Below are 23,855 nucleotides of genomic sequence, written 5' to 3' on the forward strand. Positions count from 1 at the left end.
TGTCCCCCGCAGGTGATTAGCGGCGGACACCTCGGAACCGCCCATGGACGGCCGGCGAGAATGAGCGAGAGCCATGCCGGAACATCCGGAGAAATTTCTTTCAGCTGTTTGTAGGGCAGCTCAGAACGTTGCGCCAATAGTAAAAGTAACGGTGATGGTTAAGGAAGGAATGACAGGTGATCTGATGAAATCAGTGAAAAACGCAGTGCTGGCATGGGGTAGTGTCCTGGTGATCATGTTGTCGGTGGCTCCGGCATTCAGCCAAGCTCCCCGGGGGGAGATGGCCGGCGCCGCGGTGGTGGAAGGCGGCCAGCATATTTCGCTTGAAAGGCTGCTGGCGCTTCGTATACCTCTTTTTTCCCCTCATTTTGCCGAGACCCCGGTTGCCCTGGTCAACGATGAACCGATCAAGATGTGGGAACTGGCGCGGGCACTTGTCTCCCGTGACAGCGATGCCGGAGCCGGGGAGGGTGAGGCAATCCTTCAGGATCTTCTTGGACGGCTGATCAATATCCGGCTTATTGTCCAGGAGGCGAGAAATATCGGTTTGGACGAAGCGGAGAGCATGCAGGCTCTGTTTGCCGATTTTACCAAAAAAAGTCTGCTGCAGGAGCTGATTGACAACCAGATGAAGGACCTTGCTCCCGATCCTGACGAGGTGGAAGACCTTTACCGGCAGATGTCCCGCGAGGTGCAGATTCATACCCTGATTTTCAAACGAGCCGAAGACGCTGCTGAATTGCTCGAGGAGAGTGCCAAAGGAGTTGCTTTTGAACAGCTTGCGAGCACATATATTGCTGACGGCAAGGCAACCGACGAGCATAATGACGCGTTCATGAAGATCAGTGACCTGCTGCCCCAGGTAGGGGAGGCCGCCTACACGATGAAACCCGGTGAGGTCAGCAAACTGTTTCGTGCCCCGAAGGGCTTTGTCCTTTTTCAGCTTCGTGATGTTCGTTTTGTGGCCGACCCACAGGTGCAGGAGAAAGCCAGACAAATTGTCTATGAGCGCCTCAAGAAGAAGCGGGCCAGAGAATACAGTGATGAACTGATCGAAAAGCATGCAGTCATCGATGAAGAACTTTTTGAACAGCTCGATTTTGAGCAGGATGTTTCGGATTCCGTCAAAGAAGGAGAGAAAAAACCGGCTGATTTTGGCAAATTGCTGCAGGATCAGCGTGTCCTGGCCACCATCCGTGGCGGGGAACCGGGCACCATTACCGTGGCGGACCTGGCCAGGGAGTTGAAAGGGCAGTTTTTTCATGGTGTTGACAAAGCCGTCAAGTCGGGAAATATCAACAGTAGAAAAATTATTATTTTTTCCAACATGCTTTTCAAAATAACCGGCGACCTGGAAGCCAGGCTGCTGAAACTTGATCAGGAGCCCCGCTTTCGTTACACTTTACATGAATTTGAGCAGTCAACCCTTTTCGGTGCTTTTGTAGACAAGGTGGTGGCGCCGGAGGTGAAGCTTGTCGAGGCTGAGGTAAGGCAGGTCTATGACGATCATCTGGATGAATACTCTTCCCCGGTGATGCTGCGGATCAAAAGCCTTGTTTTTGCCAAAAAGAAGGATGCCGACCATGCGTTTGATCGTCTTCACAAGGGGGCGGATTTCAGGTGGGTTTCGGGCAATGCCGTCGGCCTGGTTGACAAAAGCTCGCCGGGGGTCCTTGATTTTGAAAGCCAGCTGTTAACGTTGTCCACTCTGCCAGAAGGCCTGCGACAGCTGGTTAAGGAGCCCCGCCAGGGGGATTCTTTCATCTATGCCGCTCCCGGCGGCGACCTCCACTATGTGCTGTTTCTGGAGCAGGTATTTCCTCCCCAGGTGCAGCCTTTTGACAAGGTGAAAGCTCCCATCGCCAGGAAGCTTTATAATGAAAAAATCAAGCTGGCGGTTGATGAGTGGCTTGCCAAGCTGAAAGATGCGTATGAAACCCGGATTTTCATAACTGCCGTTGATGAGTAATTTTCCTTTTACCGCGGCGTGGTGCCCGTCGTCGGGATGGTTCCCGATACCGGGCTGTAATTGACAACCATCAGGATACATGGCGCAATTATGAAGCATATTCGAGGAACGGACAGATGCAGGATGTTGGTGGCCGCCATTCTCTGTTGTGGCGTGTTGTTTCTGGCCTTGGCTCCTTCAGCCGCTGCCAAGAAAAGGACGTTTAAGAAAAAGGAGTGTATCGACTGCCATGACACGTTTGCCAAGCAGTACCTGTCGAAGAAAAATGTTCATGCCGTGGTCCGGGAACAGCAGTGTGATGACTGCCATCTGCGCCACGGGATAGTGCCGAAACTGCTGCTGAAGGAGGAAGGCAACGAACTCTGCTACCGTTGCCACAAAATTGAGGCTCTCCAGCTGGATCAAAAGGTGGTGCATACCGCCTTGCGGCGGGGAAAGTGTGTCTCCTGCCATGACCCCCACGCCTCCGATTCACCGGCACTCCTGTCAGCGGTTGGCAATGACATCTGTTTCCAATGCCATCAGCAGGACTCCTTTTCGGGCAAGGTTGTTCATGGTGTGGTTGAGAAGGAAGGCTGCCGGGCCTGTCATGATGCCCATGGTTCGGCTGAAAAAAACCTGCTGGTCAAACCGCCGGCTGAGCTTTGCATCTCCTGCCATGAACCGAAAACCGAGGATTTCCGGCATGCTCATGGTGGCTACCCCGTGGCAACCGGCTCGTGTACCGTTTGTCATTCCCCCCATGCGTCTGATCAGGGAAAGCTGTTGAAAGCCAGTGTTCATGAGCCGGTGACTGCCGGTGAGTGTGATGCCTGTCACCAATCTCCAACGTCAGCAGATCCTTTTGCCACTACCGCCGATGCCCGGGAACTCTGCCTCACCTGTCACGAACGAAGCGATTTGATGGGTGACGGCACGGTTTCGCATGCTCCCTTTGCCGACGGCGATTGCCTTTCCTGTCATGATCCTCATACGGCTGCCAACCCTACGCTGCTTATTGCTCAAGGCAATCAGCTGTGTTTTTCATGCCACGAAAATACCGGGGTGAAAGTCCTGCATCCCCATGCTCCCATTGAGGGTGAGCGGGGCTGTCTTGCCTGCCATGCCCCCCATGCCGGCCGGCACAACGGTCTCCTGGACCTGGCCGGCGGCGATCTTTGTTTCAGCTGCCATGAACAGATCAAGGACCGTGGCAAGGGGTTGCAGCATCAACATGAACCGTTTGTCGACCAGGAGTGCAGCGCCTGTCACAATTCCCATGGTTCCAATGCGGCCAACATGCTTAATAATCGTACCGATGCCGTCTGCTATTCCTGCCATGTCGAACTGGAAAGCGAGTTCCAGCTCAGTGCCACCCATGAGCCGGTCAGGAAAGGCAACTGTACCGTCTGTCACCGTGGACACGCTTCTGATTATGGCAAGCTTCTTACCACTGATGGGTCGAAGCTGTGTGCCCAGTGCCACGAAGCTATGATGGGCAGGGAGAACGCTGAAAGTCTGCACCCACCCTTCGAAGAGGCTGCCTGCCAGGACTGCCATGCCCCTCATGCCAGCAATTTCCCGGGCATGATCAGTGAAGACCAGTATTCGTTGTGTCTCGGCTGCCACGGGCAGATCAGCGATGAGCTTCAGACAGCGAAAAGTGCCCATGAACCGGTGCGCGCCGGCACCTGCACCGGCTGCCACAGTCCCCACAAGGCGAGCCTTGATGTGCTGATGCTGGCTCCCAGCCCTGATCTGTGCCTTACCTGTCATCAGGATATCAAGGCGCAGATGGAAACCCAGAGGGCCCATTCGCCAGCTGCCAGGGACTGTCTCCGCTGTCATCAGCCCCATGCGGCTGCTGAACCGGCTCTGCTGAACAATCCCCAGCAGGTTTTGTGCGCCGAATGTCATGAAGCTGATGCCGAAACTTTCAAGCGGGCCCATCTCCGAATTGAGGCGTCAGCCATGGACTGCATGAACTGTCATGCCCCCCATGCTTCAAAAGATCCGAAATTTTTCAAATCAAACGTGCATGCTCCCTTTGCGTCAAAGTCATGTGATGCCTGCCATATCGCAGAAAAAGAGTAACGGAGGACAGAGTGAAAGTACGCTATCTCTTTCTTATGATGACTGTTCTGGTGCTGCCGCTTCTTCTGGTTCCGGCTGTCGTGGATGCCAAGGATAGCATGAAACTTAAAAGCGGCGCCAAGGGCAAGCTGTGCCTGGAATGTCATGAGGGTTTCAGGGAGAAACTGAAGAAATCTCATGTCCATACCCCCTTGGCGGAAGGTGAGTGCACCGGCTGTCACAACCCCCACACCTCCTCGCATGAGCTGCTCATGGCGGCCGAACCGAAGGATATCTGCTACCAATGCCATGAGCGCATGGTTCCTGAAGGGGCGGCCAGTGCTCACCAAGTGGTGGTTGATGGCCAATGTACTACCTGCCATGACCCCCATGCAGCCGATAACCGGATGAACCTCATCCGGTCGGGAAGTGAACTCTGCTATGGCTGCCATGAAGAACTGGGGCGCAAGGTTAGTGACAGCAAGTTCCAGCATTCGCCGGTCAAAAAAGACTGCCTGAAATGCCACAACCCCCATGCTTCCAGCGAGCATCCTGCTTTGTTGGTGAAAAGCGTGCCGGAGCTGTGCAAAACCTGTCACCAGACGGATAAGACGACTTTCAAAAACCTGCATGCAAATTATCCCGTGGACCAGGCCGACTGTACCTCTTGTCATGATACCCATGGTTCCAGCCAGGCTGCCATGCTTTATGATAATGTCCACCAGCCGGTCAGCAAGGGAATGTGCAAGCAATGCCATGCCGCTCCTGATGCTGCCGAACCGCTGAAGTTGAAACAGGCCGGTTATGAGTCCTGCCAGGGGTGCCACTACGACATGGTGACCGATACCCTCAACCTGAAGCGGATTCACTGGCCGGTGGTCGATGGCAAAGGATGTCTGAACTGCCATACCCCCCACGCGTCAGCGACCGGCAGCCTGCTGCTGAAGCCTCAGAAAGCCTTGTGCGCCGGCTGCCATACCGATACCATGGCCCGACAGGAGCGCTCATCAACCAAGCATCCGCCAATTGACGAGGGCAACTGTACCGCCTGCCATGCCCCCCATGGTTCCAATAACCAGTTTATCATGACCCGGGCGTCGGTGATGGATGTCTGCGGCGACTGCCATGATTGGCAGACCCATTCATCCCATCCCATCGGGGAAAAAGTTGTTGATCCCCGCAACAAAAACAGTACTGTCCAATGCTTAAGCTGTCACCGCTCTCACGGAACCGAACACAAACATTTTCTCTATTTCGCGACAACCAATGAACTGTGTATCCAGTGTCATGCAGGGTATCGGAGATAAAACCATGAAAAAAACCTTTCTCCTGTTTGTCGGTCTTTTGCTGCTGGTTGTTTGGGGCCACTCTTCTCCTGCCCACGGGGCAAAAATCCGCTATCTCGCTTCGGTGTATGGTGACCGGCAGGGAGCCGGGCTGAAATATCCGGAGGGTGTCGCCTGTACCGAAAATCTCTTATTTGTTGCCGATACCGGCAACAGCCGGGTTGTGCGTTATTCGTATGAGGGGCGGGTAGTCACCGGTCAGGCCGAGTATGCACTGCCCAATACCTCCCCCATCAAACTGGAGGTGGATTCCCGCGGCTATCTCTATGTCCTCGACGGCCGTGAGCGGCGGATTATTCTTCTGGGAACGGAGGGCAACGTTGAGGGGTATTTTTCCCCTAAGGGGGTTCCCGGCGGCGGGCAGGTGGTTCCCAGAAGTTTTGCCGTTGGTCATGATGACTCGGTTTACCTGCTGGATGTTTTTTCCCGGTCGTTGCTGGTTCTGGATCGGACAGGTCAGTATCAGCGGCAACTCCCTTTTCCCGGGGATATCGGGTTTTTTTCCGACGTCGCCGTTGACCGCCAGGGAACAGTTTACCTGCTTGACAGTGTAGCGGCTGCCGTTTATGTGGTGCCGGCCAATGTCGGCGAGATCAGCCTGTTGAGTTCAAACCTGCGGGAATACGTAAATTTTCCAACCAACATGACTGTTGACCGTCATGGAGTTCTCTACTTGGTTGATCAGCATGGCGGCGGTCTTGCCCTGCTGAATAAGGACGGCTCATTCCTTGGCCGCAAGCTGAGTATGGGATGGAATGAAAGCCAGCTCTCCTACCCGGCCCAGATCTGCATCAGCGGCGGGGGCAGTATCTTTATCGCCGACCGTAACAACAGCCGGGTCCAACTGTTTTCTCTCGAAGAAAAGTGATCCGGGCAGGAGTTTAGTCGCGTCCTAGCCTGGAGTGTGGTCTGCAATCGTCCCATCTTTAGGTCATTTACAACCGTATGCCTGCTATAGTCGAGCTGGTATGCGGTTTTTTTATGGCAAACGGTGGTGGCTCCGGCTTTTTTGTAAAAAAAAAAGACGCAGGCCGGACGGCATGATATACTTTTTTTGAAAAGCTCGACTTCATTTCACCTCTGTTTCTTGAAGGATGAAGAATGCGTCTGGCTGTCCCTATCGTGCTGTTGCTCCTTACCTGTTTTTTGCTGCTATCTCCGGTCCTGGTGTCCGCGGCATCCCTTGTCATCCGGATTGAAGGGATCGAAGACGCCCCTCTGGAAAACGTCACCAAGGCACTGGTGTTGCCGGCTGCCCTCCAGCGTGATGATGCTGAGCTCAAACCCCTTTGGCGGCGCCGCTTGGTTCGGCAGGCGCCTGAAAAGGTTCGCCTGGCCCTTGAACCCTTCGGCTATTATCATGCGGTGGTTAACGTCCGTCTCAACGAGCAGGCCAGTCCGCCCCAGCTTGAAGTAACCATCGTGCCGGGGGATCCGGTACGCATCATCCGGCAGCAGATCGAGATTGAAGGTAATCGTGAGCTGCTGGCAACGGCCATAAGCTCGTTTCCTCTCCATGAGGGGGATATTTTCCGCCATGATCTCTATGAACAGGGGAAGTCCCAGCTGTTGGGCTTGGCAGTCGATCATGGTTATCTGGATGCCGAATTTCGCCGCCACCAGGTGGTCGTGGACCCTGATGCCCTGAGTGCGTCCATCAACCTGCTGCTGGTTACCGGCGAACGTTACACCATCGGCAAGGTCCATTTTTCCGGGGCATCCGACTATCCGGAGAAATTTCTTGTCCGCTATCTCACCGTCCGGCCGGGAAGCTTTTTCTCCTATGCCCAACTGGGCAAGTCCCGGCAGAACCTGCTGGACAGCGACCGTTTCCGGGAGGTTGTCATCCAACCCCGCAAGGAGGAGGCTGTCGATGGCCAACTGCCGGTGGAGATTGTCCTTGATCCATCCCCCCCACGCCGGCTGCGGCCGGGGATCGGCTACGGCACCGATACGGGTGCCCGGCTCAGTGTCCGCGGCCAGGATCTCAATCTTCTCCACCGGGGCCATGAACTATACGGTGACCTGCTTATTGCTCAGCTGCGGCAGGATATCAGCTTCTCCTACATCCTGCCGGCCAGCCATGATATCAATACCATGACCGCCCTTCGCGGCGGCTATCGGGCCGAAAATCTCAAGAGTTATGATACCCGCTACGCCTATGCCGAGGCTGAACAGCTTTACGGTTTGGGGCCCCAGAAAACCGGCTCGTTCTTCCTCCGTTTTCTCTCGGAACGTTCTGATCTCAGCGGCGATAGTGTTTCCTCCGAACAGCTCATCCCCGGCATTCGTTACCGCCAGTCAAAGCTCGACAACCCGGTCAGGCCCTCAAGGGGCTATCGGTGGTCGGTGGAAGGTCGTGGTGCCGTTGATCTGGTTCTTGCCGGCCTGCCGGTGCTCCAGGTGCTTGGCGATCTCCAGGTTATTCAGCCGCTGCCCTGGGAGAGTCTGCTGCTACTGCGGGGGGCTGCCGGTTCCACGCTGCAGAAGGATGCCTTTCAGGATCTGCCGGCGTCACTGCGGTTTTTCACCGGCGGCGACAATTCGGTGAGAGGCTACGCCTACCAGTCCCTGGGACCGACCAACGGCCAGGGAGAGGTTGTGGGCGGCCGGCATTTTCTGGCCGGCAGCATCGAGGTCGAGCGGCGGGTGGCCACGGATTGGGGATTGGCTGCCTTTTTCGATATGGGCAATGCGTTTGACGACTTCACCCGGATCGATGCCAGAAAGGCGGCCGGCATCGGCATCCGCTACTACACACCCGTCGGCCCGGCCCGGCTTGACATTGCCCGGACGATTGCCGATCCTGATTCCCGTTTTCGCATTCATATTGGTTTGGGGGTAAGCTGGTGAAAAAGGTGGTTATCATGCTGCTGGTGGTGGTTGTTGCCGGGCTGGCTGGCGCGGGAGGCTGGTTTGCCTGGCTGGCCGGCAGCATCAACGGCAACCTCTACCTCATGGAACTCTGCTCACGATTTACACCGCTGGAGGTGGAGGCGCATATCAGCCGGCCGTTGACCAGCGGATTGCAGGCAGAGGGCTTGCGGGTTCGCTGGCCGGCAGGAACCATGAAGGTGACGCGGCTTGCCGTTGACTGGCAGCCGCGGGCGTTGATGAAACGCCGATTGCTTATCAATCACCTGGAAGTGGATGGTGTGGAGGTGACTATGGTTCCTGGTGCTGATGAACCCCAGCACCGGGGCGAGTTGTCTCTGCCTGTGCTTCCTGCCATTCCTTTTGACATTGAACTGCGGCAGCTGCGGCTCAGTAATCTCACTGCTTCTGCCGGATCAGGGAAGCCGCTATACCTTGCCGCCCTTTCTGCCAGCCTGTATGCGGCCGGAACAGCCATCAACCTGGATAATTTGGAGATCCGGCGGCATAGTGGTGGCGAGTGGATAGCGGGGAATTGCCGGTTTGAACTGCAGGACCATGGTCCGGCGATCCTGGTCGACCTGAAACTGGCATCGGTTAATCTTGCCGCGGAAATCGGTCTTGCCACTAACCTGAACGGCACAGTCCGGGGCCGGGTTGAGAGGGAACGCTATCGCTTTGATGTTGATCTGCAGAACGCTATTGACGACTGGCAGCAGGCAAGCCTGCAGGCCGTGATTGACGGCAACCTGCAAGGACTACAAATGATGGATATCTCTGCCAGAGTGCTGAATGGTATGGTTGCCGGTGATCTGGATATTTCCTGGGAACAGGGGCTGCGGTTGGCCGGCAGATTAACCGGCAGGGATGTGGATCTGTCCGTACTTGGGAAAAATATGGCCGGTAGCCTGAATTTCACTGCTGATGGTGCCATGGCCAAAAGTGACGATGGCCTGGTCGCCCATTGGGATGTCACGATTGCTGAGAGTATCCTCCAGGGCCGTCAGTTTGCGGGTATTTTTGCCGGTAGTTGGCAAGAACATGATCTTACGATAGCCAATCTTGATTTCTCCGGTGAGGGTATCCACCTCAGCGGCCATGGGCGCTTGGGCCGGCGGGTTGAGGTAGCACTGGCAGTGGACGACCTTGATCGGCTGGTCACCGGCGGGCATGGTTCACTGAACTTCGGCGGCTGGTTTTCCCGCGTGGATGAAGACGTTCGCGGTCAACTGGACGGTGATTTTGCTGGGGTTATCTTCCATGATATTGCGGCTGCCAGCGGCAAGGTCCGTCTTTCCTGGCCCGGGGGGGGCATGGCAGCCGGCAGACTGGAGTTACAGACTGACAGCGTGAGGACACAAGGGGTTGCCTTGGATACGCTGTGCTTTTCAGCAGTCGGGCGGCCTGCCGACCATGCTCTGACCCTGACCACCGGCTGGGCCGGCGGTAATCTCAATCTTGTGGGTGCTGGCGGTTGGCAAAAAGACAGGTGGGCTGGAGTGCTGCAACAGTTTATCGGGCAGGAAGAACATACGGGTGCCTGGCGGCTGTCCGAGCCGGTTGCCGTCAGTGCCGGCAGTCAGTCACTGCAGCTGGGTGATTTTGTCATCGAGGGAGAGCGGGGCTGGCGGCTGCAGGGCAGGGCGGATCTCCAGCTAGCTCTGGAAGTCTACCATGCCAATCTTGCCTGGGATAATCTTTCTCTTTCGCTGCTGAAACCGCTGGCCGGGGCATGTCAACTGGAAGGCAAGACCCATGGCCTCCTCCGGCTGGACAGCGAAGGTGACGGCCGGCTGACTGTTGATCTGCAGTCAGAGGGAGATCCCTCGATAACTGCCGCTGGTAGCACCTTTGCGTTCAGTAGCGCTACCCTGCGGGCCTCCTGGAACGAAGAGGGACTGCGGGCTGAGGCTCTTCTGCGGCCATCTGCCGGTGGCCAGATCAGGGCTGATCTGCAGTCGCCGGATCCCGCCCATCCCGGTTTGCCGGCCCAGTGTGACTTTGATGTGAACTGGGAAAATCTGCCGGTGGCGGAGGTGGCCGCATCAATCATCTCCGACGTCCAACTCTCCGGGCGCTGGCAGGGCAGTCTGCAGGGAAACTGGCGGGGAACATCGGCGTCCTTCTCGCTCACCGGCCGCAGCTGGATCGATGATGGCGAGCTGGTATGGCAAAGCGATGAGCGCCAGGTGCGGGCCGGTCTGCGAAAGGCTGAGGTGAACCTGGACTGGCAGGCTGCCATGGCCAGAACAGAGGCCGTTGTTCTGCTTGCCGGCGGTGGTCGGCTTGCCGGCCGGCTGGAGCTGCCCCTGCCGGCACGGCTGCCTCTGGCTGCTGCCGGTGACCTGCCGTTGACCGGGGATCTTGCTTTTTCTCTGGCGGAGCTGGGACTCGCCGGGGTGTTGTTTCCGGGGATGGTTGACGAGGTGCGCGGCCGGCTGGAGGGAGAGCTGCAGGTTGGCGGCAGGGTTTCCAGCCCGGTATTGACCGGTCGCTTTTCCCTGCATGATGCGGGCGGTGTGATTCCCGATGCTGGACTTCGTATTGAAGCACTGACCCTGAAGGGCAGTCTGGCAGACAACCGGCTGGTCCTGGAACAATTGCATCTTACCTCGGGCGGCGGCGCCCTTGACGGCAGCGGTGTGGTGGAACTGGCCGGCTGGCTGCCGGAAAAATGGAATTTTGCCGTCCAGGGCGACCGGGTCCTGGTGGTGGATCTGCCGGAATGGTCGCTGCTGGTCAGCCCGAACCTGAAAATATCCGGCAGCCCCGATGGCATCCATGTTGACGGTGATATCCTGGTGCCGTCCATGATGCTTACCGGGGTTGCTGCTCAAACCGTTGGCCCCAGTTCCGATGTTGTGCTGGTTGGTGGCCAGGAATTGACGGCACCACCCCGGCCGCAGATCAACGCCAATATCAGGATTACCCTTGGTGACAGCGTCGTGGTCAAGGCGCAGGGACTGGATGCGCGTCTGGAAGGGAAGATTGCCGTCAGCAATGACCGGAAGGGGCGTTATGTCGGTGAAGGGGAGATCCGGATTGCCAAGGGGCGCTATGCGGCCTACGGCCTGCAGCTGCCGATTTCCCGCGGCCGCTTCATGTTTGCCGGCGGCCCGGTGGAGGAGCCGTTGATTGATGTGCTTGCCGAACGGGTTGTGGGCGATGTGAAAACCGGGATGTTGATCAGCGGCACACCGAGGAACCCCATGATGAAACTCATTTCAACCCCGGTCATGCCGGATGCAGACATCCTCTCCTATCTGGTCCTTGGCCGACCTGTCGGAGAGGCAGCCGGTCAGGAAAGTGCACTGCTGGTGGCTGCCAACGCCCTGATGGCCCGCGGCGAGTCGGTGGCGTTGCAGGAACAGCTCAAGCGGCGGCTGGGTATCGATGTTCTGCAGGTGGAAAAGGGTAACGGCGGGGTGGAGGGCTCCATGGTTACCATCGGCAAGTACCTGACCCCCGACCTCTATCTGAGCTTCGGCCAGTCGCTGTTTTCGCCGGTGAGTCTCACGACGCTCCGCTACCGGCTGGCTAAAAGCTGGGAGCTGGAATCCCAGCTCGGCACGGTCAGCGGCGTTGACCTTTCCTACCGGCTGGAATTCTGGTGATTGAAATCACTGGATGTCGCCTGTTTCTATGACGGTGACCAACCGGCAAAGAAAATCCCTGGACGAGTCAATGCTGTATGACGTATTCTTCCATGATAAGATATAAGCACACATGTATTGTTGTAACACCAGGTGAAAGCATCTGAAAGGAGAACTACATGCATCCTTTACGCTACCTGCCCCGACCGGTTCCTGAGCCATTGGCCGGGCTGGTGGACCTGGCCCTGGACCTGCGCTGGAGCTGGGATCACCATGCCGACCGGTTGTGGCAGCAGATGGATGTTGAGCTCTGGGAGTCGACCTGTGATCCCTGGCTCATCCTTGAGAGCGTCTCCCAGCAGCGGCTCGAAGATCTGGCTGGAGATCAGGCCTTCATTGCCCTCCTCCGCGAGCAGGTTGCCGTCCGTCGGGAGTATCTGGAGCGGCAACCATGGTACAGCCGTATCCATGGAGCTGACACCTCCCTAGGAACAGTGGCCTACTTCAGTATGGAATTCGGTTTGAGCGAAGCGCTGCCCATCTATTCCGGCGGCTTGGGGGTGCTTGCCGGGGACCTGCTCAAGACGGCCAGCGATCTCGGCGTGCCGCTGGTGGGGATCGGCCTGTTGTACCAGCAGGGCTATTTTCATCAGGTGATTGACGCCTCGGGGCAACAGCTGGAGTTTTATCCCTTCAACAATCCGGCCATGCTGCCCGTTCTCCCTTTGCGTGATGCCACTGGTGGCTGGCTGCAGATTGTTTTGGATCTGCCTGGCAGGATACTTCATCTGCGTGGCTGGGAAGCCCGTATTGGCCGGGTTTCCCTCTATCTTCTGGACAGCAATGATCTGCGCAATGCCCCGGGCGATCGGGGGATTACCAGTGGGCTGTACAGTGGTGGCCCGGAATTGCGGCTCCAGCAGGAGATGGTCCTGGGAATCGGCGGCTGGCGGCTGCTGGAGGCGCTGGGCGTCAACCCGGATATTTGTCACCTGAATGAAGGGCATGCCGCATTCGCACCCCTGGAACGTGCCCGCAGCTTCATGGCGGACAATGGCTGCAGCTTCCATGAGGCGCTGCGGTGCACCCGCAGCGGCAATCTGTTTACCACCCACACCCCGGTGGCGGCGGGATTTGACCATTTTGCGCCCGAACTGGTTACCCAGTACCTGCAGGCCTACGTGGCTCGGCTGGGGATATCGGTGGAGGATCTCCTGACCTTGGGGCGGGCTTCCAATAACGACCCGCTGGAACCGCTCAATATGGCGTACCTGGCCATGCGTTGCAGCGGCGCGGTCAATGGGGTCAGCAGGTTGCATGCGACCGTTTCTCAGGAAATTTTCCAGCCCCTTTTTCCCCGCTGGCCGGTGGCCGAGGTTCCGGTGGGCTATGTGACCAACGGTGTCCATGTTCCCTCCTGGGACTCGGCGGCCGCCGATGCCTTGTGGACTGCGGCCAGCGGTCGGGAGCGTTGGCTGGGTGATCTGCGATCTCTGGAGCAGGCTGTCCATACGGTGTCTGACGAGGAACTTTGGCGGACCCGCACTCAGGGCCGTCAGGCCCTGGTGCAGGCGGTTCACCGGCGCCAATGCCGCCAGGAGGCGGCGTGTGGCTATGCCGAGGTCCAGTTTCCCGAGGTTCTGGATCCCAACATCCTTACTCTCGGTTTTGCCAGGCGCTTTGCGGCCTATAAACGTCCCGATCTTTTGCTGCACGATCCCCAGCGGCTGACACGTCTGCTCATCGATACCAGGCGGCCGGTCCAGCTGGTCATTGCCGGCAAAGCCCATCCCCAGGACCAGGTTGGCCGCCGGCTGATCAACCGGTGGGTGGCCTTTGCCCGCCAACCGGCGGTCCACGGCCGGGTGGTTTTTCTGGAAGATTACGATCTTGCCCTGGCAACCGATCTGGTGCAGGGGGTTGATGTGTGGATCAACACCCCCCGGCGACCCTGGGAGGCCAGCGGTACCAGCGGCATGAAGGTGTTGGTCAATGGCGGCCTCAATGTGTCGGAACTCGATGGCTGGTGGGCCGAGGCCTGGTCGCCGGAGGTTGGCTGGGCCCTGGGCGACCGGCGTGAGCATGACGCCGATCCGGCATGGGATGCCGCCGAAGCGGATGAACTGTACCGGCTGCTGGAGGAGGAAGTGGTGCCGGAATTCTATGAACGTAATGAGAATGGCCTGCCGGCGGCCTGGCTGGCCCGCATCCGTAAGAGCATGGCCAGACTGACGCCCCGTTTTTCCAGCAACCGGATGCTGCGGGAGTACGTCGAGGACTACTACCTGCCGGCGGCGGCTGTAGTAAAAAACCGCTGTGCCGACGGTGGCGCGTTGGGCATCAGCCTGGAGTCCCGCCTTGTCCTGCTGACCCGCCACTGGAACAGCTTGCGTTTTGGGACAGTGACTTCCCGTGCCGACGGTGGCGCGCTGGAGATTGAGGCGCAGATCTATTTTGATGATATATCTCCCGATCTCCTGGAGGTTGAGCTCTATGCCGAGCCGCTGGCGGCGGACGATGCCCCGGAACGCATTCCTATGGCGCAGAGCCGTTCGCTTCCCGGCGCCGTCCAGGGCTTTGTGTATCGTGCGGTTGTGGGCTGCCGGCGGCCTGCGGAACACTATACCCCCAGGGTTATGGCGGCTGCTGATGGCCTTGCCGTTCCACTGGAGGCTCCCTGGATTCTATGGCAGCGGTAAGACCGGCATGCTGGATTGCTTGCCAGGGCGTCTGGCCACAATTCCTCGGTTTTCGGCGGTGCCTCAGGTTGGTTGCCTGAAGTGGAGTAGTCAGTGAACGTTGAATGGGTCAAGAAAAATGTGGTTCCCTGGTTTGGCCTGGCCATGTTCATGGCCGCTCTGTGGCTGTTGCACCGGCTGCTTGGCGGCCACCACCTGGCTGATGTTCGCCTTGAAATCAGGCTGATTGCCACCAACCGTACTGCCGCTGCGGTGGGCTTGACCATGCTCAGCTATCTGACCTTGACCTTTTATGATCAGTTGGCCACCATTTACCTCCAGCACCGCCTGCCAAAAAGAAAAATCACCCTTGTTTCTTTCATCAGCTATGCGTTCAGCAATAATATCGGCTTGTCGCTCTTCACTTCCGGGACCATCCGCTACCGCTTCTATACCGCCTGGGGTTTTTCCAGCGAGGAGATCAGCCGCCTGATTGTTTTCACTACGGGAACCTTCTGGCTGGGCATTCTGACGGTGGGCGGTTTTCTGTTTGTCTTGGAACCTCCAGCGCTTACCAATCTGTTGCCTTGGCTGTCCTTCAAGTCCGCACGACCTCTGGGGTTGCTCTTCGGCGGTGCAGTGCTGGCCTATCTCGTGGCAGCTATCCGCCGTCCCCGCCCCCTGCAGATAAGGGGCTGGCAATTTCCGCTGCCGCAGGTGAAGATTGCCGCAGCCCAACTGGTCATCGGCAGTCTTGACTGGCTGCTGGCCGGCAGTGTTTTGTATGTCCTCCTGCCGCCAGGCAGCGGGCTGAGCTACTGGTATCTCCTCAGCATCTACCTTTTTGCGCAGACCCTTGCTCTGGCGAGCAACATTCCCGGCGGTCTGGGGGTTTTTGAATCCCTGGTCCTGCTTGCCGCCCCCACGGTGTCTCCCGCAGCCCTTATGGGTGCTCTGCTGGTGTATCGTGGCATCTATTACCTGGTTCCCTTTATGATGGCGGTGTTGCTGCTTGGTTTCCAGGAGTTGGAACAGGGTCGGGCCCGCCTCATCAGCTCTACCCGGGTGGCGGCAAACTGGATTTCCCCTCTGGTACCTCCTTTGCTGGCGGTGGCAACCCTGATGGCCGGGGCGGTACTCCTCTTTTCCGGCGCAACCCCTGCCGTTCCTGTCAGACTTGTGCGGCTTCGCCATTTCATCCCGCTCAGCCTGCTGGAACTGTCTCATTTCCTCGCCAGCATCATCGGGGCCGCATTCCTGTTGCTGGCCAGGGGACTGCAACGCCGGTTGGATGGCGCCTGGCTGTCCACCATCATCCTGCTGGCCGTCGGTATCTTCGTATCCCTGGTGAAAGGACTGGATTATGAGGAGGCGGTGCTTCTCGGGCTGCTGTTGGTCATTCTGCTGACCTGTCGACGGCAATTCTACCGGCATTCCTCCCTTTTCAATGAACCGTTGACCATGGGCTGGCTGGTTTCCATCATCATGGTTCTGGCTGCGGCAATCTGGCTGGGATTTTTCTCCTACCAGCACATTGCTTATTCGGACAGCCTCTGGTGGCAGTTCGCTTTCCATGCGGAAGCGCCGCGCTTTCTCAGGGCCCTGGTGGGTACGGTCACCCTGCTCTTGCTCTACGCCATTGCCCGGCTTCTGGCGCCTGGGAGCAAGGTGTCCATTAATATGCCGGGGACGGAAGAACTGTCAGCGGCAGCAGTGGTTGTCAGGTCATCGCCTTGCAGTGAGGCCAACCTTGCCCTGCTGGGGGATAAGAGGCTGCTGTTTGACCATTCAGGCACCGGCTTTATCATGTATGGCATCAAAGGGCGCAGCTGGATAGCCATGGGTGATCCCGTGGGGGCGGAACCGGCGGCGGCCGAGCTTGTCTGGTCTTTTCGAGAACTGGCGGAACGTCATGGGGGCTGGCCGGTGTTTTATGAGGTCGGCAGCGGCACTCTGCATCGCTATCTCGATCTGGGTTTGACGCTCTTCAAAATCGGCGAGGAGGCGAAGGTGCCGCTGGCCGAGTTTTCCCTGGAAGGCTCACATCGCAGTGAACTGCGTTATATCCAACGGCGGCTCCAGAAGGAGGGTTATAGTTTTGCCGTCATCGATTCCAGCGAGGTAGATGCCTTGCTGCCTGAATTGGGCAGGATTTCAGACAACTGGCTACAGAGTAAGCATACCCGGGAAAAGGGGTTCTCCCTGGGGTTTTTTGATCCCGCCTATCTCAAACGGTTTTCCGCCGCCCTGGTGCGCCGTGACGAAAAGATTGTCGCCTTTGCCAATCTCTGGGAAACTGCTGGCAAAGAGGAGCTTTCCGTTGATTTGATGCGCTATGAACCCCAGGAGGCCCGCGGCATCATGGATTTTTTATTTGTCAATCTGATGCTCTGGGGACGGGAACAGGGCTTTGGCAGCTTCGTGCTGGGGATGGCCCCCCTGGCAGGGCTGGAAAACCGCCCCTTTGCCCCCCTGTGGAATCGGCTTGGGGCCATGATGTATCGCCACGGGGAACATTTTTATAATTTTGAGGGCCTGCGGGCATATAAAAACAAGTTTTTGCCGGTCTGGGAGCCGCGCTATCTGGCTTGCCCGGGGGGGCTCTCCCTGCCCATGGTTCTGGTGCATCTCACAACCCTCATCAGCGGCGGCCTGAAAGGCTCAATCAGCAAATAGCAAAGCCAGGAGCCAGATGTTCGCCTGGTGGAGTTATCCGTTGGTCGAGGTAGTGAAAACAACAAATACTTGGCAAAAGAGCGCGGGAACCTGTATGATGCGACGGTTGATGCCTGTAGTGTCCGGCATAGTGCCATAACCGTCCAGCCAAGTGAAAAAAGAGTCGTTGAACAATGATCATTAAAATCCTGACGGTGCTGTTCATTATCCTGGTTAACGCCTTCTTTGTCGCTGCCGAGTTTGCCCTGGTCAAGTTGAGCAGCAGTGAAGTTGCGGTGCTGGCCCGCGGCGGCAGCCGAACTGCCAAGGCGGTGGAATCAATTGTTGGCCATTTAGATGCCTACCTTTCCGCCTGTCAACTTGGGATAACCCTGGCCAGTCTTGCTCTTGGCTGGGTTGGCGAACCGCTGGTTGCCCGCCTGCTGGAGCCGGCTGTACATCTCATTGGGCTGCCGGTGGAGAAGGTGCACTATATTGCCCTGCCGCTGGCTTTCTCCCTGATCACCTTTCTCCATATTACCGTCGGTGAACAGGCGCCCAAAATATTGGCAATCCAGCGGCATCAACCGACGGCGCTGTTCGTTGCCCTGCCGCTGCTGATCTTTCGGCAGATATTCATGCCGTTTATCTGGGCCCTCAATGCCTTCAGCAACCGTCTGCTGCGCTTCGTCGGCCTGTCGGCCGACGAAGTCCACAGTGCCAGCCATACTGAAGAGGAACTGCGTCATATCCTGCTGGAATCCACCGTTGGCGGGCTGCTCAAGCCGCGTGAGCGGCGGCTTATGGAAAACGTCATGGATCTTGAAGAGAAATATGCCCGCCGCTATATGGTGCCGCGCAACCAGATTGTTTACCTGGACCTCAATGATTCCCTGGAGGAAAAACTGCGTCGGGCGGCCGATTCCGGTCATACACGGCTTCCTTTGTGTGATGGCGATATCGATCACATTGTCGGTGTCGTTCACGTGAAGGATATTTTCCAGCTGCTGGCTACTGATCGGCAGCTGGTAACGCTGCGAAATCTTTCCCGCAAGGCGGTTTATCTGCCGGAGAATATCCATCTCGATGTTCTGCTGCTGGAATTTCAGAGACGCAAAGTGCTGATGGCTCTGTTGGTTGACGAGTACGGCTCGGTATCGGGGATGATCACCCTTGAAAATGTTCTGGAAGAACTGGTGGGTCCCATTGAGGATGAATTTGATCACGAAACGCCGTTCATCATCCGTACCGGTACCCATTCCTTTGTGGTTAACGCTCTGTGCCCGGCAGATGAGGTGGCAAAAACGTGCCTGCTTGTTATACCGGATGATATAACCTCTGATACCATCGGTGGTGTTGTGGTCGAACTGCTCGGCCGAATTCCAGTTGCTGGTGAGGTCATTCCTTTGGGCAGCCATGAAATTGCCGTCAGGGAGGCCGACCAGCGTCGGGTTATCGGCGTTGAAATCCGCCCGGCGGTGCCTGCCGGCCCGGTAGCAACCCCCTCTCCTGTGTGATGGTCGGCTTCCGTGTGCCGGCAATAATCAGCCGATTTTATATGTTATAGCCCATGAAAATTCCGAAGTTTTTATCCATGACCGGCTTCGTTGGTCGGCCATCTGCACCGGGCAGGCTAGGGGCATTCATCGGGGTCTATACTCCGACGGTCCTGACCATCCTCGGGGTTATCATGTACTTGCGGTTCGGCTGGGTGGTGGGTCAGGTCGGTCTTGGCCACTCCCTGCTGATTGTCGTTGTTGCCAACGGCATTACGCTGATTACCACGCTCTCCTTGTCGGCCATTGCCACCAACAGCAAGGTGGGCATCGGCGGGGCCTATTACATGATCTCCCGCAGCCTTGGCCGGGAGGTCGGTGGTGCGATCGGCCTGCCGCTCTATCTTTCCCAAGCTCTTTCGGTCACCCTCTATGCCTTCGGGCTGGCTGAATCACTCGCCTTTGTCTGGCCGGGAATCCCTGTAGCAATCACCGCCTTTCTGATTATTATTGCGGTTTCCGTTCTTGCCCTGCGGGGAGCCGGATTCGCTTTGAAAACCCAAGTGCCGATCATGATCATGATTGGTGTTTCACTGTTGGCCCTTTTATCCGGCTCCCTGCTGCAAGGTTCGTCGGCGAACCTGACAAGCAGCAGTCCGCCAACCCACAGTTTCTGGATGGTGTTTGCAGTATTTTTCCCGGCGGTGACCGGCATTATGGCCGGACTCAGTTTGTCAGGCGACCTGGAAGCTCCCAAAAGTGCTATTCCCAAGGGAACTTTATGGGCAACCCTGACCGGATTCGCTATCTATCTGATCATTCCGCTGCTGTTGTCGTATGCCCGACCTGCCGCTGACCTGCGGGCCGAACCACTCATCTGGACCAAAATTGCAGTTTTGGGGCCGTGGCTGATCATGCCTGGTCTCTGGGGGGCAATTTTTTCGTCCGCTGTTGGTTCGCTGCTTGGCGCTCCGAGGACGCTTCAGGCACTGTCTCGTGACCGGCTTGTCCCCCGTATTTTCACCAGGGTCGATGAGAAAAACGGCGAGCCTTTGTTTGGCATGGCGGTGACCGTTGCCATTGCCGTTGCGGCGATCTTCCTTGGCGGGCTCAATGCCGTTGCCCAGGTGGTGACGATGTTTTTCCTGACCGTATACGGTACCACCAATCTGGTGGCTGCCCTTGAACAGCTGTCGGGAAATCCTTCCTGGCGGCCATCCATCGTTGTGCCCTGGTTCTTCAGCCTTCTTGGTGCACTCGGTTGTTTCGGTGTCATGGCGCTTATCAATCTGCCGGTCAGCCTGCTGGCGATCATTGTTGAACTGGCCATCTGGCTGTTGTTGAAACGCAGGGCTCAGCGTGAGTCATGGGGTGATGTGCGGCGTGACATCTATGAGGCGGTCATCCGCTGGGCGCTTGTCCAGCTTGGCCGCCATCCCATGACAGCCCGCAACTGGCGGCCCCACGTCCTGGTATTTGTCAGCAATATTGAGCAGCGTTTGAACCTGGTCCGCTTTGGTGCCTGGTTCAGCGAGGACCGGGGCGTGGTCACCGTTTGTGAACTGAAGGTTGGCGATCTCCTCGACCTGGCCATCGATACCGTTCCCCGCCAGCGGCAGATTGAAGCCATTCTCCATGCGGAGCAGATTGTTGCCTTCGGCGAGGTGAATGTGGTGCCGGACATTGAGCGAGGGATCATTGCCGTGGCCCAGGCCAACGGCATGGCCGGCATCGAGAGCAACACCATCCTGGTGGGGCTGCCCGATGAACCTGAACGCCTGGCCTCCTTTCTGCGGATTATCCGGCGGCTGGCGATTATCAACCGGTCCCTGATTATCGGTCAGGTGGCTGCATCCCTGCCAGCTGTTCCGGCGACCATCGATATCTGGTGGGGAGGCCTGCAGCGCAACGGCGATCTCATGCTGCTGCTTGCCTATCTGTTGTCCCGCAATCCCCAGTGGCATGCTGCCACCATCCGGGTCTTGAGTGTTGCCTCAAATGAGTTGATGAGGCAACAGACCCAGGCATTTCTCCAGCAGCTGATGCCGGAAATCCGGATCGAGGCGGAGATCCACATCTTTGTCCGTGAAGAGGAGATGAGCATCAAGGAGATGATTCACCGTGAGAGTGCGGCCGCCGATGTGGTACTCCTTGGTCTGGCAGTCCCGGCTGAAGACGAGATAGAGGCCGCAGCCCGGCGGCTGCAGGAGCTGGCCGCGGGACTGCCGACCTGTTTTTTTATCCATAATGGCAGCCTGTTCATTGGTGATCTGGTATCCCCTGAACAGGAGGTTGTCCAAAGCCGAATGCCGGACAGCAATCGGGAGAAGACGTGATTGCCGGTTCCGATAGATTTTCCAGCGTTGCCATATGGGGTTGCCTTGTTTTGGGATTAAAAAGGTAAGGCAGGCTGTTGACCGGGCCTTTGGGTATCAATGTCGGCGGCATCCCAGGGGCGGATAATCCCTTTGTGTTTTTCTTCGTCTGCGTTATACTGTTGGTGATTGCGGCCTTGCAGATCGTGTTTTTTCGCCCTATTCGCTGGGTGTAACCATGAACTTTGATATTATCCAGGAGATTGCCTAATGGCCGACTATCTGGTGAACCTCTGGGGTGAGCATGCTGAATTGATCATTGATCTTGGCTATAAGGGCCTGCTGGCGGCGGCGGTGCTGCTGGCCGGTTTTGCTGCCGCCCGGCTGGTCCGTCAGGCCATTGTCCAGGCGCCTCAGCGCCTCAAAAAATTTGATGATGTCCTGGTGCCGATTTTTTCCACCACCGCAACCTACTCGATCTACGCCATCAGCCTGGTTATCATCCTGGATATCTTCGGGGTCAACACCACCAGCATCATCGCCCTGCTGGGTGCCGCCGGCCTGGCTGTTGGTCTGGCACTGAAAGATACCCTGGGCAATATTGCGGCCGGGATCATGCTGCTGATTCTGCGGCCCTACCGCATCGGCGATTATATTGAGTGCGGTTCCCAGGCCGGTACGGTCAGGGAGATCGGGCTGTTTACCACCATCCTCGAAACGTTTGACGGTCTGTATGTCTTTGCCCCCAACGGCGCCATGTGGGGGACGCCGGTGAAAAATTTTACCCGCAACGGCCGCCGGCGAATGGATGTGGTTGTCGGTATTGCTTATGACGATTCCATCGACGCCGGTTTTGAGGCCCTCCGGGGAGTTATCCGCAGCGAGCCCCGGATGCTCCCTGATCCGGCGCCACAGGTGATGGTTCAGGAATTGGCTGACAGCTCTGTCAACCTCGGTCTGCGGTGCTGGACCACGGTGGATGATTTTTGGGACACCTGGTGGGATCTCAAAAAACGGGTCAAAGAGGAGATTGAAGCTGCCGGTCTGACGATTCCGTTTCCTCAGCAGGATGTTCATCTCAATCGTGAGGGAGGGCAGCGCAACCCATGAAGGCAAGATTTTACGTGGCTTTGGTTATCGGTTTGCTGGCGCTTCTTTTTATGGTGCAGAATGCCAGGGTGGTGGAGATCCGCTTCCTTTTCTGGCATTTTTCCCTTTCCCGGGCCCTTTTGCTGCTGGTGACCATGCTGGCCGGCCTGGTTCTTGGGGTCCTTTTTGGCAGCTACAGAAGTAAAGATAAAACATCACAATATTGATGGGTTGATTGTTGATGTAACCAAAACGAGGAGGCTGATATGAAAAACGTATGGATAGTGATGGTTGTCTGTTGTCTCTGGCTGGTGGTTGCCGCTGCGGTTCAAGCAGATGGCAAGGGACCGGAACAGATGGATCTGAAAGCCCGTTTTCAGGTGGAGGGCAGCAAAAAGGCGGTTATTTTCCCTCATCACCAGCATCAGGCAAAACTGGCTTGCACCAAATGCCATCCGTCGGATGCCGGTGGCCCGCTGGTGGTGACCATTGAAAACAAGTCTGGGACTGCCAACGATTTTCATAAAAAATTCTGTTGGCCATGTCATGTCGAGATGCAGGTGCCCAAGGGTAAGATGTGCATGACCTGTCACAAGTGAGTTTAAAGTCCGTATGGCGTGGAGGTAGTTGCCGAAGAGTGACCATACACGTCTTGATGTCGCATTGAGAAAGGGGAAGATCCTATGAGCATTCGGGAAAAAGGTAGTTGGAGTCCCTATCTTGCCGGGGGACTGTCGGGATTGGTTTTGGTGTTATCCGTGGCCCTGGCCGGCAAATATTTCGGCGCGTCAACCAGCTTTGTCCGGGTTGTCGGGATGATTGAGAAGGTGTTTGCCCCCGACCGGGTTGCCACGATGGATTATTTTATCAAAGAGGCTCCGGTAGTCGATTGGCAGATCATGTTTGTTGTCGGCATTTTTGTCGGTTCACTGATTGCCGCACTTATGTCGGGATCTTTTAACTGGCAGGGAGTTCCTGATATGTGGAGGGATCGTTTTGGTCCGAGCGTTGGCAAACGGGGCATTGCGGCTTTTGTCGGCGGAGCCATCGCCATGTATGGCGCCAGGCTTGCCGGTGGCTGACCAAGCGGCCACGGGCTGAGCGGGACGCTGCAGCTGGCGGTGAGTGGATATGTGGCAATGGTCTGTTTTTTCATTGGTGGTATCGTTGTTGCTAAGCTGCTGTATGGGGGAGGAAGATCATGAACACGCTGATGTATGGACTCGTGACGGGAATGTTCTTCGGCTTTCTTCTCCAGAAAGGCAGGGTTATTCGTTATGATAAGCAGCTGGGGGCATTGCGGCTGCTGGATATGACTATTGTCAAGTTTATGTTTTCGGCAATTTTGGTGGCTATGGTTGGCGTCTATCTGCTCAACGATATGGGGCTGGCGAAGTTGTCGATCAAGGCAACAGTCCTGGGCGGCAATATTATCGGCGGTCTTTTGTTTGGTGTTGGCTGGGGTTTGCTTGGCTATTGTCCGGGAACCCAGGCAGGTGCCCTGGGGGAAGGACGTTGGGATGCCATCTGGGGAATTGCCGGCATGCTGGCTGGCGCCGGCTTGTTTGCCGAATCCTACCCGTTGCTCAAAAAAACGGTCTTGACCTGGGGTGACCTGGGGAAAATAACTCTGGTGGATATTCTTCATCTTCACCACTGGCTGATTATCGCCATCATTGTGGTTGCCGTCATTGCCTTGTTCGCCTATTTTGAACGTTCAGATTTGTGACCGTGGCAGCTACATGAAGTTATAATCGTTCAACCTGGGGCGAAGAGTGATGGCGGCTG

Annotated in this window: 16 protein-coding genes; all 16 read left to right on the forward strand. The window is 57.0% G+C overall.

Annotation, left to right across the window (positions count from 1 at the left end; translation table 11 throughout):
- The first annotated feature begins 184 nt into the window (after positions 1-184).
- Positions 185-1,969 (forward strand): peptidyl-prolyl cis-trans isomerase, encoded by a 1,785-nt coding sequence (locus JXO50_06620; GenBank protein ID MBN2332763.1) that lies wholly within the window; start codon positions 185-187, stop codon positions 1,967-1,969.
- Between the two features lie 90 nt (positions 1,970-2,059).
- The gene (locus JXO50_06625) at positions 2,060-4,042 is read left to right on the forward strand and encodes a cytochrome c3 family protein (protein ID MBN2332764.1); all 1,983 of its coding nucleotides are present in this window, start codon (positions 2,060-2,062) and stop codon (positions 4,040-4,042) included.
- 35 nt (positions 4,043-4,077) lie between these two features.
- A complete protein-coding gene (locus JXO50_06630) occupies positions 4,078-5,328 on the forward strand; it encodes a cytochrome C (protein ID MBN2332765.1) in 1,251 nt (416 codons plus the stop codon).
- Positions 5,329-5,332: 4 nt separating this feature from the next.
- Positions 5,333-6,235 (forward strand): NHL repeat-containing protein, encoded by a 903-nt coding sequence (locus JXO50_06635; protein ID MBN2332766.1) that lies wholly within the window; start codon positions 5,333-5,335, stop codon positions 6,233-6,235.
- Positions 6,236-6,468: 233 nt separating this feature from the next.
- The gene (locus JXO50_06640) at positions 6,469-8,220 is read left to right on the forward strand and encodes an outer membrane protein assembly factor (GenBank protein MBN2332767.1); all 1,752 of its coding nucleotides are present in this window, start codon (positions 6,469-6,471) and stop codon (positions 8,218-8,220) included.
- Entirely contained in the window at positions 8,217-11,855 is a 3,639-nt protein-coding gene (locus tag JXO50_06645; protein MBN2332768.1) for a translocation/assembly module TamB domain-containing protein, read from the forward strand. The genes JXO50_06640 and JXO50_06645 overlap by 4 nt, the downstream gene beginning before the upstream one ends.
- A gap of 158 nt (positions 11,856-12,013) precedes the next feature.
- Complete coding sequence (gene glgP / locus JXO50_06650) at positions 12,014-14,533, forward strand: alpha-glucan family phosphorylase (protein MBN2332769.1); 2,520 nt, start codon at positions 12,014-12,016, stop codon at positions 14,531-14,533.
- A 144-nt stretch (positions 14,534-14,677) separates the two neighbouring features.
- Entirely contained in the window at positions 14,678-17,188 is a 2,511-nt protein-coding gene (mprF, locus tag JXO50_06655; protein ID MBN2332770.1) for a bifunctional lysylphosphatidylglycerol flippase/synthetase MprF, read from the forward strand.
- A 173-nt stretch (positions 17,189-17,361) separates the two neighbouring features.
- Entirely contained in the window at positions 17,362-18,684 is a 1,323-nt protein-coding gene (locus tag JXO50_06660) for an HlyC/CorC family transporter (protein ID MBN2332771.1), read from the forward strand.
- A gap of 53 nt (positions 18,685-18,737) precedes the next feature.
- Positions 18,738-20,999, forward strand: a complete 2,262-nt coding sequence (locus JXO50_06665; protein MBN2332772.1) for an amino acid permease — start codon at positions 18,738-18,740, stop codon at positions 20,997-20,999.
- Positions 21,000-21,073: 74 nt separating this feature from the next.
- Complete coding sequence (locus tag JXO50_06670) at positions 21,074-21,214, forward strand: hypothetical protein (GenBank protein ID MBN2332773.1); 141 nt, start codon at positions 21,074-21,076, stop codon at positions 21,212-21,214.
- 34 nt (positions 21,215-21,248) lie between these two features.
- On the forward strand, positions 21,249-22,088 hold the full coding sequence (locus JXO50_06675; protein MBN2332774.1) for a mechanosensitive ion channel family protein: 840 nt from the start codon (positions 21,249-21,251) through the stop codon (positions 22,086-22,088).
- Positions 22,085-22,294, forward strand: coding sequence for a LapA family protein (locus JXO50_06680; protein MBN2332775.1), 210 nt, complete (start codon positions 22,085-22,087; stop codon positions 22,292-22,294). Before JXO50_06675 ends, JXO50_06680 begins: the two co-directional genes overlap by 4 nt.
- A gap of 39 nt (positions 22,295-22,333) precedes the next feature.
- Positions 22,334-22,666: a cytochrome C gene (locus JXO50_06685; protein ID MBN2332776.1), complete on the forward strand. Its 333-nt coding sequence runs from the start codon at positions 22,334-22,336 to the stop codon at positions 22,664-22,666.
- An 84-nt stretch (positions 22,667-22,750) separates the two neighbouring features.
- Positions 22,751-23,272, forward strand: a complete 522-nt coding sequence (locus tag JXO50_06690) for a YeeE/YedE family protein (protein MBN2332777.1) — start codon at positions 22,751-22,753, stop codon at positions 23,270-23,272.
- A complete protein-coding gene (locus JXO50_06695; protein MBN2332778.1) occupies positions 23,269-23,796 on the forward strand; it encodes a YeeE/YedE family protein in 528 nt (175 codons plus the stop codon). The genes JXO50_06690 and JXO50_06695 overlap by 4 nt, the downstream gene beginning before the upstream one ends.
- Positions 23,797-23,855: the final 59 nt, after the last annotated feature.

The organism is Candidatus Anaeroferrophillus wilburensis (assembly GCA_016934315.1).
GTDB classification, from domain to species: domain Bacteria; phylum Desulfobacterota; class Anaeroferrophillalia; order Anaeroferrophillales; family Anaeroferrophillaceae; genus Anaeroferrophillus; species Anaeroferrophillus wilburensis.

Coding starts and splice junctions, on each gene's coding strand:
- JXO50_06620 (MBN2332763.1), top strand. CDS start 185: ATGAAATCAGTGAAAAACGCAGTGCTGGCATGGGGTAGTGTCCTGGTG.
- JXO50_06625 (MBN2332764.1), top strand. CDS start 2,060: ATGAAGCATATTCGAGGAACGGACAGATGCAGGATGTTGGTGGCCGCC.
- JXO50_06630 (MBN2332765.1), top strand. CDS start 4,078: ATGATGACTGTTCTGGTGCTGCCGCTTCTTCTGGTTCCGGCTGTCGTG.
- JXO50_06635 (MBN2332766.1), top strand. CDS start 5,333: ATGAAAAAAACCTTTCTCCTGTTTGTCGGTCTTTTGCTGCTGGTTGTT.
- JXO50_06640 (MBN2332767.1), top strand. CDS start 6,469: ATGCGTCTGGCTGTCCCTATCGTGCTGTTGCTCCTTACCTGTTTTTTG.
- glgP (MBN2332769.1), top strand. CDS start 12,014: ATGCATCCTTTACGCTACCTGCCCCGACCGGTTCCTGAGCCATTGGCC.
- mprF (MBN2332770.1), top strand. CDS start 14,678: ATGTTCATGGCCGCTCTGTGGCTGTTGCACCGGCTGCTTGGCGGCCAC.
- JXO50_06660 (MBN2332771.1), top strand. CDS start 17,362: ATGATCATTAAAATCCTGACGGTGCTGTTCATTATCCTGGTTAACGCC.
- JXO50_06665 (MBN2332772.1), top strand. CDS start 18,738: ATGAAAATTCCGAAGTTTTTATCCATGACCGGCTTCGTTGGTCGGCCA.
- JXO50_06675 (MBN2332774.1), top strand. CDS start 21,249: ATGGCCGACTATCTGGTGAACCTCTGGGGTGAGCATGCTGAATTGATC.
- JXO50_06680 (MBN2332775.1), top strand. CDS start 22,085: ATGAAGGCAAGATTTTACGTGGCTTTGGTTATCGGTTTGCTGGCGCTT.
- JXO50_06685 (MBN2332776.1), top strand. CDS start 22,334: ATGAAAAACGTATGGATAGTGATGGTTGTCTGTTGTCTCTGGCTGGTG.
- JXO50_06695 (MBN2332778.1), top strand. CDS start 23,269: ATGAACACGCTGATGTATGGACTCGTGACGGGAATGTTCTTCGGCTTT.